The organism is Veillonellales bacterium (genome assembly GCA_039680175.1).
In the GTDB taxonomy this organism is placed as follows: Bacteria; Bacillota; Negativicutes; order JAAYSF01; family JAAYSF01; genus JBDKTO01.
The window spans coordinates 21,393-33,938 of sequence record JBDKTO010000109.1 but is presented as its reverse complement, the minus strand read 5'-3'; the positions used below and the strand labels follow the sequence as shown (position 1 = coordinate 33,938).

Annotated in this window: 17 protein-coding genes and 1 tRNA gene; all 18 read right to left on the bottom strand. The window is 47.4% G+C overall.

Annotation, left to right across the window (positions count from 1 at the left end):
- Positions 1-44: 44 nt before the first annotated feature.
- Positions 45-120 (bottom strand) — tRNA-Ala (locus ABFC84_17365).
- 139 nt (positions 121-259) lie between these two features.
- Positions 260-1,168, bottom strand: coding sequence for a chemotaxis protein (locus tag ABFC84_17360; protein ID MEN6414509.1), 909 nt, complete (start codon positions 1,166-1,168; stop codon positions 260-262).
- Positions 1,169-1,306: 138 nt separating this feature from the next.
- Entirely contained in the window at positions 1,307-2,173 is an 867-nt protein-coding gene (locus tag ABFC84_17355) for a S1-like domain-containing RNA-binding protein (protein ID MEN6414508.1), read from the bottom strand.
- A gap of 3 nt (positions 2,174-2,176) precedes the next feature.
- Positions 2,177-2,539, bottom strand: coding sequence for a ribosome silencing factor (gene rsfS / locus ABFC84_17350; GenBank protein ID MEN6414507.1), 363 nt, complete (start codon positions 2,537-2,539; stop codon positions 2,177-2,179).
- A gap of 129 nt (positions 2,540-2,668) precedes the next feature.
- On the bottom strand, positions 2,669-3,646 hold the full coding sequence (locus ABFC84_17345) for an LCP family protein (GenBank protein ID MEN6414506.1): 978 nt from the start codon (positions 3,644-3,646) through the stop codon (positions 2,669-2,671).
- A 33-nt stretch (positions 3,647-3,679) separates the two neighbouring features.
- Positions 3,680-4,252, bottom strand: coding sequence for a bis(5'-nucleosyl)-tetraphosphatase (symmetrical) YqeK (gene yqeK, locus ABFC84_17340; protein ID MEN6414505.1), 573 nt, complete (start codon positions 4,250-4,252; stop codon positions 3,680-3,682).
- Positions 4,253-4,396: 144 nt separating this feature from the next.
- Positions 4,397-4,648, bottom strand: a complete 252-nt coding sequence (locus ABFC84_17335; protein ID MEN6414504.1) for an RNA-binding protein — start codon at positions 4,646-4,648, stop codon at positions 4,397-4,399.
- 102 nt (positions 4,649-4,750) lie between these two features.
- Complete coding sequence (nadD, locus tag ABFC84_17330; protein MEN6414503.1) at positions 4,751-5,362, bottom strand: nicotinate-nucleotide adenylyltransferase; 612 nt, start codon at positions 5,360-5,362, stop codon at positions 4,751-4,753.
- A gap of 10 nt (positions 5,363-5,372) precedes the next feature.
- The gene (locus ABFC84_17325) at positions 5,373-5,525 is read right to left on the bottom strand and encodes a hypothetical protein (GenBank protein MEN6414502.1); all 153 of its coding nucleotides are present in this window, start codon (positions 5,523-5,525) and stop codon (positions 5,373-5,375) included.
- A gap of 8 nt (positions 5,526-5,533) precedes the next feature.
- Positions 5,534-6,787: a glutamate-5-semialdehyde dehydrogenase gene (locus tag ABFC84_17320; GenBank protein MEN6414501.1), complete on the bottom strand. Its 1,254-nt coding sequence runs from the start codon at positions 6,785-6,787 to the stop codon at positions 5,534-5,536.
- A gap of 35 nt (positions 6,788-6,822) precedes the next feature.
- Complete coding sequence (proB, locus tag ABFC84_17315) at positions 6,823-7,950, bottom strand: glutamate 5-kinase (GenBank protein ID MEN6414500.1); 1,128 nt, start codon at positions 7,948-7,950, stop codon at positions 6,823-6,825.
- Between the two features lie 20 nt (positions 7,951-7,970).
- The gene (gene yhbY / locus ABFC84_17310) at positions 7,971-8,279 is read right to left on the bottom strand and encodes a ribosome assembly RNA-binding protein YhbY (protein ID MEN6414499.1); all 309 of its coding nucleotides are present in this window, start codon (positions 8,277-8,279) and stop codon (positions 7,971-7,973) included.
- Between the two features lie 10 nt (positions 8,280-8,289).
- Entirely contained in the window at positions 8,290-9,561 is a 1,272-nt protein-coding gene (gene obgE, locus ABFC84_17305) for a GTPase ObgE (protein MEN6414498.1), read from the bottom strand.
- Between the two features lie 77 nt (positions 9,562-9,638).
- Positions 9,639-9,866 (bottom strand): Spo0B domain-containing protein, encoded by a 228-nt coding sequence (locus tag ABFC84_17300; protein MEN6414497.1) that lies wholly within the window; start codon positions 9,864-9,866, stop codon positions 9,639-9,641.
- 126 nt (positions 9,867-9,992) lie between these two features.
- A complete protein-coding gene (gene rpmA, locus ABFC84_17295) occupies positions 9,993-10,283 on the bottom strand; it encodes a 50S ribosomal protein L27 (GenBank protein MEN6414496.1) in 291 nt (96 codons plus the stop codon).
- Positions 10,284-10,291: 8 nt separating this feature from the next.
- The gene (locus ABFC84_17290) at positions 10,292-10,612 is read right to left on the bottom strand and encodes a ribosomal-processing cysteine protease Prp (protein MEN6414495.1); all 321 of its coding nucleotides are present in this window, start codon (positions 10,610-10,612) and stop codon (positions 10,292-10,294) included.
- 3 nt (positions 10,613-10,615) lie between these two features.
- Positions 10,616-10,927: a 50S ribosomal protein L21 gene (rplU, locus tag ABFC84_17285; GenBank protein MEN6414494.1), complete on the bottom strand. Its 312-nt coding sequence runs from the start codon at positions 10,925-10,927 to the stop codon at positions 10,616-10,618.
- A gap of 132 nt (positions 10,928-11,059) precedes the next feature.
- Positions 11,060-12,529, bottom strand: coding sequence for an Rne/Rng family ribonuclease (locus ABFC84_17280; protein ID MEN6414493.1), 1,470 nt, complete (start codon positions 12,527-12,529; stop codon positions 11,060-11,062).
- Positions 12,530-12,546 lie beyond the last annotated feature (17 nt).

The window sequence follows — 12,546 nt, the reverse complement described above, 5'->3', positions numbered from 1 at the left end:
AAAAAAGGCTTTGCGGGAAGTCCGCGAAGCCTTGTTGTATCCACTGGTGGAGATAAGCAGGATCGAACTGCTGACCTCTTGAATGCCATTCAAGCGCTCTCCCAGCTGAGCTATACCCCCAAAAATTCTTGATTCACTGTATTAACTTCACATAGCAGTTGCTCTGCTTACAGAATTATTATAGCGTATATACAGACAAACTGTCAACAGAAATTTTGGGTTAAGCAGTTCGACCGATAAGTTCCGCGGATTTAATTATTTATAGTATTTTTTCATCAATTATGGCAATCAGCTGACCGATTTCCGGTTTGGTAATTTGCCCGTCGGCACCAAGCAGTTCTCCTTTCCGGCGCATCTCTTCATTAATCAAAGAAGAAAAAATAATTGCTGGCAGTTTCTTCAATTTCTCGTCAGTTTTAACCAGCTTAATCAGACGATGCCCGTCCATCTGGGGCATTTCAATATCCGTAATCAAAATCTGAACTTGATCTTCAATCGGTCCTTTTGCTTTCAATGCTTGCAGAGCATCCCACGCTTCCTGCCCATTGTTATAGGTCAAAATTTTCTTATAACCTGCAACAGCAAGAGTATCCATTACCAATTCCCGCAGCAAAGCTGAATCTTCGGCGATCATAACCGTCTTCTGGCTGCGCATTTTACTTGTTTCAGGTATCGTTTCCGGAATAGTCGAAAGCTTCTTATTCATATCCGGGTTAATTTCTGAAATTATTTTTTCGAAATCCAGCAAAATCACAATTTTATCTTTCATCTTCACAATGCCAATTACCAGGCTGGTATTCGAAATCAACGGGGCCGGTTCCATTTCCGACCAGGATATTCTGTGAATACGGGTTACCCCACTGACTAAGAAGCCGGCATAAAAATTATTTAATTCACTCACTATGATATTACGGGCTTCTGCTCCTTCCTTACCCAGACAACGCGGCAAATTGACTAATGGCATAACTCTGTCGCGCAGTGTAAACACTCCGTCCACATAAGGATGAACCTGAGGCATTGCGGTAACCGGAAGCAGATTAATGACTTCTCTCACCTTAGCAACATTAATGCCATAATATGTATCCCCAACGGTAAATTCAACAATTTCAAATTCATTAGTACCGCTTTCCAATAGAATCGCTTGCTTTTCACCCGTCTTGGACTGCATAGTAATCCTCCCGTCATATTTACTCTATTTATTATTCATTTCGGCATAATACTACATCCACCTGCAATGCCTGTAAAGATACGCAGAAAATTTTACTAAGAGAAAGACTCACTGTTGCTTACAGCAACAGTGAGTCCTCTATTTTAAATATGTCCAGCCTTCCCGCTGTTCCACTAAACCGGATTTAATCAATCTTCCCAGCGCCCGCTTGAAAGCGGCCTTGCTAATATTGAATTTCCCCTTGATTACTTCGGGAGCCGTTGCATCACTATAAGGCATCTTACCATCCCGGGAACGAAGCAGGCTAAGAATTTTTTCGGCATCCACGTCTATCGCCTGCTCTTTAATTGGCCGTGTAGAAATATTTATCCGTCCGTCTTCGCGGATAAAAGTAATCCGACCCGAAATTTCTTCACCCACTTTCGGTCGAACGATCATTTCATCATTATGTAAAAAAGCGATATACCGTTCCTGGGTAAACAGAAATGCGCCATGTTCATTAAAATTGTAAACGGAACCTGTAACCCCATCACCGATACTAACATTTACAGCCGGTTTTGCAGCCCGCCTTAACTCATCCTCGACTTCCATCGTAACGGCCGGCCGGCCTGACTTGTCAGTATATAGCTTCACCCAGACTTTTTCACCTTGTTTGACTTTTCCCCGCATCCCGGCAAAGGGCATAAACACGCCCCGTTCCGCGCCGATATCCACAAAAGCGCCGTCTCTGGTGGTATTAATGACAGTTACCCGGGCTACCTGGCCTTCCCGCATCCGGGGCAGCCGCATACTGGCTGTCAGCCGGCCTTTCGGATCAAGATACAAATAGACATCGACCTTGTCCCCCACTACCACCGGAGAAGTCTGCTGAGCCTTATGCAACAAAATATCATCTCCGGTATTACCGGTCCCGGCATCTAAAAACGCACCGATTTCGCTCATTCTGGCAACGGTAAGGGGCATTACAGTCCCTGGCTTCAGCTGCTGATTGTCTATTATCGTCATCGCCTACTGCTCCTGCTCTTCATAGGAAACAGTCTGGGCATCGCCCCAAAGCTGCTCCAGATTGTAAAAGCGCCGTTCCTCTTCCAGAAAAATATGAACTACACAGCCGCCAAAATCCAGCAAGACCCAGCGGCCGTCGCGATATCCTTCTTTATGCAGCAATTTCACCGTTTGCTCGGCCAGCTTTTCCTCAATATGATCGGCGATTGCTTTGACCTGAGTGGTGGAGTTGGCACTGCAAATAATAAAATAATCAGTCACCAGGGAAATTCCCTGCATATCCAACGTAATAATATCATAGGCTTTTTTATCGTCAGCTGCATTCCCAATATTCTTTGCTAATTCATACGGATTAAGTTGTTTCATGCTTTCCCTCCTGAATCGTAAATCCTCTATTTATTAGTTATGGCCTTATCAGCCTATTCTATTCTTGCTTCTTTTGAAAATTATTTCGGTAAAAAAGCCTGCAGCACACCGGCTGCAGGTTCTTGTTAATTACTTCCTGGCACCATCATAAACCATGCCGCTCATCCTGTCAGTACCGGAATGCAGCATACGTTCTACCAACTGACTTGTCTGCTCATTATCTGCCACCCAGTAGCTCAGACCATCAATCGTCGCAAATTTTCCGGGAAGCATTTCGGCTTGAAGGCTCCCATTTTTGATTCCTTTTAGGCCATAAGCTGCTTTTAGCAGACCGACTGCCGTAATGTCGGTAGCAACGTACTGTTTGGCTGTGCCTATGATCAGTGGAAGCTTTGCCATTGTAGACAATTGCAGCATTTCACCGCCTACAGCTTTTAAAAAGCGCTGCTGCCGCTGCACCCGGCCGATATCGCCTAATTCATCGCTGCGAAACCGGACATATTCCCCCGCCTTCTCCCCATCCAAATGCTGGTAGCCATTTTTTAAATGAATTTTTAAATTCGCATATGGATCTTCATAATCCATATTTCGTTCCACATATAAATCAACGCCGCCGATTAAATCCATCACCCGGATGAAAGCTTGCCAGTCAATCACGGCATAATAGCTAATTGGCATCTGAAGGAAATCTTCCACTGTTTTCGCCGCTAATTGAGGGCCCCCGTAATAATGGGCGTGGTTAATCTTATCAAATCCTTTATGCCCGGGAATGGTAACCTTGGTATCACGGGGAATCGACAACAGACTTACCGTACCATCGTCATAATTAATGCTGGCAACAATCATAGTGTCGGAACGCTGCGGTGCGCCAGGATGCTCCAAATCGCCATCATCCAGTCCCAGGAGCAATATATTCATGTGATTATTAATCACATCCGGCCGCTTGCCGTCAGCAGCAGGCTGCCCCTTGGCCGCAACAGCAGGCTGCAGCAGACTGTTGTACAAATACCTTGCTGCCCCGGTCACAGATACAACGAGTAAGAAAAATAAAAGGCCGACCAGCACTACTCTTCCCCACCGGACCTTGCGTCGCACAGCACGTGCCATCCCCTTCTCCTCCTGATCCTCATATAAGTGAAATTATGTCTTGCCTATAAGCAATAATTCGTTACGACCGTCTACCGTATCAGGATGTATCAGGCTATGTTTATCCAGAATATATTTTATACTTTGGTCGTAAGCAAGTAAAAGAGCCTGATTCAGATCCTGCTCGGCGGCATTTCTTAACTCGTCCACCCCGGAAAAGGAACGCCCCGGTTCAATAGCATCCGCCAAATAGATGATTTTTGCCAGCAGCGTCATACCTCTTCCCCCGGTGGTATGGCTGACAATAGCCGCCAAGACTGCACGATCCGTAACACCGTACTCTTTTTGCGCCACCACTGCACCTAAGGGAGCATGGAGCAATACGGGTTCGGCGCGAACAACTACATCGTCCGCGGCAATACCCAGTTTTTTGGCTTTAAGCCATAATTGATTCCGGGGGATTTCCCGGGCACAATCGTGTAAAATTCCGGCCAGTCTGGCCTGCATTACATCATAATCATACCGTTTTGCCAGAGACTCCGCCGTCCGGCTTACGCCGATAGAATGCTGCAGCCGCTTCGGCGATAAATGCTGCGATAATTTTACAATAATATCCTTATGTTCCATATAAATCACCTTGTTACGCTAAAATTCGCCAAACATCTTCTATTTCCTGCTACATAAAATAAAACTTGGCAAAAGCCAAGTTTTATTTTATGTAGCAAACGAAGCTAAATAAAAACCTCCCTGTTATAGGAGGCATTGTGCATCCTAACCTTGACGGGGCTTCGCTTCATTGACTACAATCTGCCGCCCGCCGAAATCGTTACCATTCATAGCGGTAACCATGTTTTCCGCGTCGTCATCTTCTACTTCCACGAAGCCAAAACCTCTTGAGCGACCTGTTTCTTTATCCGTAATAATCCGGCTGGAAATCACCGTGCCATGTGGGCGAAATGCATCTGCTAAGCTGGTATCGGTAGTAGACCATGGCAGATTGCCGACATAGAGAGTTTTTGCCATCTAGGAAATCACCTCTCTTTCCCTGAATTCTTGAATCTCAGTAACATTGTTTGCAAATCCGCCGGATTTATGCTTGCCTTTATTTGGCATACCTCGGTAAAATCAGCGGTATAACCCTTCTTTAGAAATATAAAATTCCACACTTTCCGGAACAATGTACTTAATAGAACGTCCGCTGCGAACCCGCTCACGAATATCTGTCGATGATATTTCCAGTTCAGGCGTAGTCAAACGATGAATCCGGCTGCGGCCCTGCGCCCCAAAATAGCGAATGACATCATCTAGCCCGCTTACGCAGCCCGGTCTGGTGGCAGCAATAAAATGACACATGGTTAACAGCTTGTCAATTTTCTCCCATGTCGGCAAATCCTGTACGGCATCAGCCCCGGTAATAAAATAAAACTCCGTATGCTCACCATATTGCTGAATCAATTGGGACACCGTATCAATACTGTAAGAAGGACCCGGTCGTTCCAGTTCTATGGCGGAAACATAAAAATAGGGATTCGAATACGTTGCCATAACTGTCATAATGTACCGGTGCAGCACCGGTGTTACTTGTAAATCCTGTTTATGCGGCGGATTACAGGCCGGTATAAACAAGACCCTGTCCAAACCATATTCAATTCGCACCGCCTCTGCCGTAACAAGATGCCCGATGTGAATCGGATCAAAAGTACCGCCCATGATACCGACTTTTCGCTTCTCTGCCATATATTTTCTCCTATTGCCAAAGAAATGCAACCAGGATTCTAAGCAGCAGCATAGTTCCCAGCATCAAGAGCGCTGCTGTTACATAATCCCTGACATCATGTCTTGCTTTCTCAGTTCGCAAATAATTCGCTATCGCCCAAAAATATCCTCTGACCGGATTCATCCAGGAACCTACCGGATTTGTCCATCGCCGGAGATAACGTATTTTATGCTGGTCAGCTCCGGTAGTCCCATTGGCCCCCGGGCGTGGAGTTTTTGCGTACTGATGCCGATTTCCGCTCCAAAACCAAATTCAAAACCATCGGTAAACCGGGTGGAGGCATTGACATAAACAGCCGCTGCATCGACCTCGTGCTGGAACCGACGGGCATTGTCGTAATTTTTTGTTACAATCGCCTCAGAATGGTGGGTGCTGTAAGCGGCGATATGATCCAATGCTGCTTCTAAATCGGCCACAACTTTAACTGACAGAATGAGATCATGATATTCCGTGCCCCAATCCTCATCCGCTGCCGGCTTCACTCTTGCATCATAACCTTGGGTCTGCTTGCAGCCTCTGATCTCCACACCGGCTTGAACATACTGTTCCAGCATCAGGGGCAGGAAAGAATCGGCAATTTTCCGGTGAACCAGCAGTGTTTCCATGGCATTGCACACACCGGGCCGGGATACTTTAGCATTAAAGGCAATCGACCGAGCCATTTCAATGTCGGCTGATTCATCAACAAAAGTATGACAGACGCCGGTTCCGGTTTCAATAACCGGTACCGTACTGTTCTCTACCACTGTCTTGATGAGTCCGGCCCCGCCCCGGGGAATAATCACATCCAAATACTGATTCAGCTTTATCATGGCGTTAACGGCCTGGCGGTCCGTCGTTTCAATAAGCTGTAATGAGCCTTCCGGGATTCCGGCAGCATATGCCGCCTGGGTAATCATCTCCATAATCGCAATATTGGAGCAAATCGCTTCCGAACCGCCCCGCAGTATCACCCCGTTGCCCGCTTTCAAGCACAACCCGGCAGCGTCCACCGTCACATTGGGCCGGGCTTCATAAATAATTCCAATAACGCCCAGGGGTACACGCACCTTGCCGATTTCCAAACCGTTAGGGCGACGGATGGAATGAATCATTTCCCCCACGGGATCCGGCAGCAGCGCGATCTGCCGCAAGCCCTCCGCCATGGCATGAATTCTGGAATCAGTAAGCAGCAAGCGATCCTGCAAGGCTTCGGACATTCCCCTGATCTTAGCCTGCTCCATATCCCGCTCATTGGCCGCAAACAGTTCTTCTTTGTGCTGCTCCAGCGTTTCTGCCATCTGGCACAAAGCTTGATTTTTGCTATCGGTCGATAAAACAGCCAGTCTTCTAGCTGCTTGTTTGGCAGCTTTCCCTTTCTTTTGGAGTTCCAGCAAATAATCCATGTTTTCTCCCCTCCGGTAATATCGTGTGATAAAAGCTATATAAATACAACCATATTATTGCGGTGAATGACTTCATCATAAGGCTTACAGCCAAGTACCCCGGCGATCTGGTCCGTATGAATTCCCATAATCTTACGAATCTCAGCCGCATTGTAGTTAACTATCCCTCTGGCAATCTCCCGCCGGTTTTCAGCAAGAACGCGGATTGTATTGCCCGGGTCAAAGTTCCCTTCCACTGCTGTTACGCCGGCGGCCAGCAAGCTTGACCCGCCTGCCAGTATGGCACGTTCGCAGCCTTCGTCCACCACAACGGCTCCCTGGATGCGGGTGCCAAAGGCCAGCCAGCTTTTTCGGGTTTGCAGACGATTCTCTTTTGCCAGAAAGACAGTACCTACCTCCCCGCCGCTGACGATTTCCCGGATTACTCCCTCCCTCGCACCGGAGGCGATAAACATGGTTACGCCGGAATTTATGGCAATCTTCGCAGCTTGAATCTTGGTAAACATACCGCCGGTCCCCCGCAGCGATCCGGGATCACCGGATAACGATTCAATTTCCGGGGTAATATCGGTAATCGATGATAGTAGTTTAGCCTCCGGATTTTTCTGCGGATTATCAGTATACACGCCTTCCACATCAGACAGAATAATCAATACATCAGCATCGACAATACTGGCGATCATCGCCGACAGCGTATCATTATCGCCAATTTTTAACTCATCCACAGCTACCACGTCATTCTCATTAATTACAGGAATCACACCCAGCGCCAGCAATGTCAGTAAGGTATTCCGCGAATTGGTATAACGCTTATGTTTTACCGAATCTTCCCGGGTCAACAGAACCTGCGCCACAACCTGCCCATATTCACCAAACAATTTTTCATACGTATGCATGAGGATCCCCTGACCGACAGCTGCGGCAGCCTGCTTTTCCGGGATGGTTTTCGGCTTCTCCTTCAGTCCCAGACGATCCATACCGACACCAACGGCACCGGAAGTCACTAAAATCACTTCCTTGCCCTGATTGGCCAAATCCGATAATTCACGCACCAGTTTTTCAATCCGAAAAAAGTTTAGTTTCCCCGTGCTGTGAGTTAGTGTGCTTGTGCCAACTTTAACTACAAATCGTTTTGCAGTATTTAAGTTTTCTCTGGTAAGCATTCTTCTCCCCCACTTATGATTTAAGGTAATTCGATTTTAGGTTTATCAATATTTTTTTTGTACAGCAGACCATTCCGGCCAATCACCTGGACCAATTCCGCCCCGGCAGCTTCAGCAAGTCCGGCAATAACCGCATTCGGTTCATCCGGACTGTTCTGCAGCACCCGCACTTTAATCAGTTCTCTGACTGCCAATACTTCCCTGGTACTTTGAATCACAGCAGCATTGACACCGCCTTTACCGACTTGCACGACAGGATCCAACCCACTGCCCATAGCTCGCAGAAAGCGTTTCTGCTTTCCTGTTAATAGAGTATCCTTTAGCGGCATAAATTGCCTCCTACATTTTAAATTCAAATTCCATATCCCGAATGCGTACCGTATCTCCCTCTTTGATTCCCTGTGCTCTCAGAACCTCGTCAATACCCAGCCGGCGCCAAATCAGTTGAAACCGGCGCAGACCCTCGTCGTTGTCAAAATTGATCATGGCTACCAGTTTCTCAATATTTTTGCCGCAGACAACATAGGCTCCGTCGTCGTCCCGGCTGATGGTAAACTGTTCTTCCGGTTTTGCCTCATACACTTTTGTTTCTACGGCAGTTTCCGGTTCTTCCACATATTCGGCCAGCAGTTGGGATGCCCGCTGAATCAACCGGGGCAGTCCTTCCCCGGTTGCAGCCGATACAGGATAAACTTCCCGCCCCTCTTTAGCCATAAACTCAGCTACCCTATTAAAGTTTTCCTGGGCTTCAGGCAAATCCATTTTGTTGGCAGCCACAATTTGGGGCCGGGTTGCCAATCGTTCATTATATAATTTCAGTTCATGATTAATCTTCCGATAATCTTCGACGGGATCACGGCCCTCCAGCCCGGAAACATCCAGTACATGAATAATAATTTTGGTCCGCTCGATATGCCGCAGAAAATCATGGCCCAAACCGACTCCTTCACTGGCACCCTCAATCAAGCCGGGAATATCGGCCAAAACAAAACTATGTCCATCATCTAGGCTTACGACACCCAGCACCGGCGTCAACGTCGTAAAGTGGTAAGCGGCAATATCCGGCTTTGCCGATGATACTTTCGCTATAATACTGGATTTTCCCACGCTGGGATATCCTACCAAGCCTACATCCGCTAATAATTTCAATTCCAATAACAGCGAACTTTCTTCTCCCGGTTCACCCTTCTCGGCAAAAGTAGGCGCCCGATGAGAACTGGAAACAAATCGGGCATTGCCCCTTCCCCCGCGGCCGCCTTTGGCCACAGTTGCTTGCTGACCCTCTGCGGTCAAGTCGGCGATGACTTCGCCGGTCAATTCGTCCTTGACAATCGTTCCCGGCGGGACCTTGACAATCAGGGGTTCCGCCTTACGGCCATGCATATCTTTGGCCTGACCGTTTCCTCCCCCCTCGGCAGCAAACTTCCGTTTATAACGGAAGTCAATCAAGGTGTTCATATTGGAATCAACCAGCAATACTACATCACCGCCGCGGCCGCCGTCGCCGCCGCTTGGGCCGCCTTTCGGCACAAATTTTTCCCGGCGAAAACTGGACATACCATTGCCGCCGTCACCGGCCTTCACACGAATTTTTGCTCTATCAATAAACATTTTTTACTCCTTTAGGTTATCACCCGAAAAACTATATGTATGTAATATGCGCGGTTGAAGAAAAAAATACACTCCCGTCAAACATTGCGCTTGCAGTCAGTCTGCGCAATATGCACCCGGATTTGATCGGTAATCAAGCTCGGATCTTTCGCCAGGTTTTCAATATAGGCCATGGCATTTTCCGTACGGCCAAGCTGCAGCATCCCATGAACAACTTGCAGGTGATTAATAAAATCATGGCGCTGAACTCTGAGCAGTCTTACTAATTCATCACATACCTTTGGGTCTGCTGATTCTTGTTCCATAGGCCATCATTTCCTTCCTTAGCAAAATTTCACAAGATAAAATTACTATAGGTTTCGCCCCGAAAATGAAAAATCCCTTTTCCTAAAAAAATAAATACCTGCGGCCTTTGCAGCCGCAGGTGCATGTTAGATTGCTTCTTCCACTGAATACACACTGACTTGCCTGTCTTCGCGGCCTTTACGTTCAAAGGATACGCGACCGGCAATCTTTGCATACAGGGTATCGTCTTTACCGATTCCCACATTCTGTCCGGGATGGAAGTGAGTGCCTCGCTGGCGGACGATAATGCTGCCGGCAGTTACCACCTCACCGGCGTGACGTTTTACGCCAAGGCGTTTGGACTCACTGTCACGACCATTGCGCGTACTGCCCATACCTTTTTTATGAGCAAATAGCTGTAAATCAAAATTAAACATCTCGCAATTCACCTCCTGTGTTCTAAAATATGAACACTTTGCGAATTCATTTTGGCAATTTCCGCTAAACCCAAAACCATTGTTTCCAAAATCGCACCGGTTAACCCGTCAGGAGCATCACATAGTTCCAGACAAAGCCTGCCGCTGGCAATATCCAGCCTGCAGCTGCGTCCTAAATGCTCTTGCAGACCAAGCACCGCCGTTTGTGTTAACGCCGACACACCGGCACAGACAATGTCTTCTCCATGGGGAGCCGTATTCGTATGACCTTTAACAGAAAAACCGGTAATGGCTCCGGCCAAATTTCGCACAATCTCTATTTTAACCATGATTTAAGCATCAATCTTCTCAATAACCACTTTCGTAAACGGCTGACGATGACCCTGGCGTTTACGATAATTGGATTTTGCCTTATATTTGAATACCAAAATCTTCTTATTCTTTCCCTGAGCCAACACTTTACCTGTTACTTTGGCACCGGCTACTACCGGCTTGCCAAGAACAACCTCGCCGTCTTTGACAACAGTAAGAACCCGTTCAAATTCCACAGCTTCGCCTTCACTTGCTTCGATTTTCTCAATCATGAGAACATCGCCTTCACTCACCCGGTATTGCTTGCCACCGGTTTCGATAATTGCGTACATTGTTACACCTCCCTTACAGTTAAACTCGCCGGATACGGTACATCCGAAAAATCCAGATGGTTTAGAAGACCTCTCCGTGCGGTTCGGGAATGTAAGCCCAATCGCCTACAATAGTAAATGTTAACATACCGATCATTGTTTGTCAATGCCGGACTCTTCTTCATGTTCCAGTAAAAAAGAAAAGGCTTCCGGATGCATATCCGGCACGGCTTTAACCGAAACTTTCCTGGCCAATTCCCGCTCCATGCCGGCAAGTTCCCCCCGGCGTTCCAAAGCAGCGGCAACATAAGGGTGAACCTGAATCATTATCTGCCCCTCCAGGCGGTTACCGGCCTGAAGTCGCCGCAGTTCACGCCGCAAATTGATGACTACCGTTTCCGGCGACTGAATCCTGCCCCGTCCTTCGCAGCAGGGACATTCACTGTACAGCGTTCCTTCCAGGTTCTGCCGGGATTTCTTTCGGGTCATCTCCACCAATCCTAATCCGGTCAGTCCAATCACATTGGTCTTTGTCCGGTCTTTTTTCAACTTTTCCCCTAGAGTGTCCAGAACAGCCTGTTTATGCTCTGCTTTATCCATATCAATAAAATCAATAATGATAATACCGCCAATATCCCGCAGGCGAATCTGACGTGCGATCTCGCCGGCCGCTTCCAAATTGGTCTGAAACACTGTATCCGCCAAATTGGTACGACCGACAAATTTACCGGTATTCACGTCAATCACCGTGAGAGCTTCCGTTTTATCGATTACAATATAACCGCCGCATTTCAGCCAGACATGCCGCTGCCCCAATTTGGTAATTTCATCTTCCAGGCCAAATTGAGTAAAAATATCCTCACTGCCTTCATACAAGGTAACTCTGGACAGTAATTCCGGTGAAATAAACTTCAGCAGATCGCATACCCGCCCATAAGCTTCCCGATTGTCCAAAATAAATTGCTCGACATCAGCCGACAAATAATCCCGTACAATGCGGATGACTAAATCAACGTCGCGGTAAAGCAGTACCGGCCCATGAACCCGCTTATTCCGAGAAATCAGCGCATTCCACAGATTAAACAGGTATTCCACATCTTTGCGCAAGTCCTCTTCGCTTTTTCCTTCGGCCACTGTTCGGACAATCAATCCCATACCGGACGGCCGAACGGCTTCGGCCAGTTTTTTGAGCCGCTCCCGCTCCTTTTCCGATTCAATGCGGCGGGAAATGCCGATATAATCGACTGTCGGCATTAAAACGACATAACGGCCCGGTAAAGTAAGATGGGTTGTAGCTCTGGGACCTTTCGTGCCAATAGCGTCTTTGACAATCTGAATCATAATATCCTGTCCGGCAGTCAGCACCTCGTCCATGGCCGACAACCGGGAGGAAGCATGAGGGAATATATCGCCGATATACAAAAACGCATTCTTTTCCCGGCCAATGTCGATAAAGGCAGCCTGCATCCCCGGCAACACGTTTTTAATCTTCCCTCTGTATATATTACCGACAATATGTCCGCTTTCCGTCCGTTCCACCGAAACTTCCAGTAATTCACCGTCTTCCAGCAAGGCCATTCTGGTTTCTTCCGGTACAACGTTGACCACAATCTTTTTTGTCATACTGATCCTCCCTTACC

Bases quoted from the DNA above. Each gene is read 5' to 3' on its own strand.
- ABFC84_17360 (MEN6414509.1), bottom strand. From the start codon at position 1,168: ATGCAGTCCAAGACGGGTGAAAAGCAAGCGATTCTATTGGAAAGCGGT.
- ABFC84_17355 (MEN6414508.1), bottom strand. From the start codon at position 2,173: ATGACGATAATAGACAATCAGCAGCTGAAGCCAGGGACTGTAATGCCC.
- rsfS (MEN6414507.1), bottom strand. From the start codon at position 2,539: ATGAAACAACTTAATCCGTATGAATTAGCAAAGAATATTGGGAATGCA.
- ABFC84_17345 (MEN6414506.1), bottom strand. From the start codon at position 3,646: ATGGCACGTGCTGTGCGACGCAAGGTCCGGTGGGGAAGAGTAGTGCTG.
- yqeK (MEN6414505.1), bottom strand. From the start codon at position 4,252: ATGGAACATAAGGATATTATTGTAAAATTATCGCAGCATTTATCGCCG.
- ABFC84_17335 (MEN6414504.1), bottom strand. From the start codon at position 4,648: ATGGCAAAAACTCTCTATGTCGGCAATCTGCCATGGTCTACTACCGAT.
- nadD (MEN6414503.1), bottom strand. From the start codon at position 5,362: ATGGCAGAGAAGCGAAAAGTCGGTATCATGGGCGGTACTTTTGATCCG.
- ABFC84_17325 (MEN6414502.1), bottom strand. From the start codon at position 5,525: ATGAATCCGGTCAGAGGATATTTTTGGGCGATAGCGAATTATTTGCGA.
- ABFC84_17320 (MEN6414501.1), bottom strand. From the start codon at position 6,787: ATGGATTATTTGCTGGAACTCCAAAAGAAAGGGAAAGCTGCCAAACAA.
- proB (MEN6414500.1), bottom strand. From the start codon at position 7,950: ATGCTTACCAGAGAAAACTTAAATACTGCAAAACGATTTGTAGTTAAA.
- yhbY (MEN6414499.1), bottom strand. From the start codon at position 8,279: ATGCCGCTAAAGGATACTCTATTAACAGGAAAGCAGAAACGCTTTCTG.
- obgE (MEN6414498.1), bottom strand. From the start codon at position 9,561: ATGTTTATTGATAGAGCAAAAATTCGTGTGAAGGCCGGTGACGGCGGC.
- ABFC84_17300 (MEN6414497.1), bottom strand. From the start codon at position 9,866: ATGGAACAAGAATCAGCAGACCCAAAGGTATGTGATGAATTAGTAAGA.
- rpmA (MEN6414496.1), bottom strand. From the start codon at position 10,283: ATGTTTAATTTTGATTTACAGCTATTTGCTCATAAAAAAGGTATGGGC.
- ABFC84_17290 (MEN6414495.1), bottom strand. From the start codon at position 10,612: ATGGTTAAAATAGAGATTGTGCGAAATTTGGCCGGAGCCATTACCGGT.
- rplU (MEN6414494.1), bottom strand. From the start codon at position 10,927: ATGTACGCAATTATCGAAACCGGTGGCAAGCAATACCGGGTGAGTGAA.
- ABFC84_17280 (MEN6414493.1), bottom strand. From the start codon at position 12,529: ATGACAAAAAAGATTGTGGTCAACGTTGTACCGGAAGAAACCAGAATG.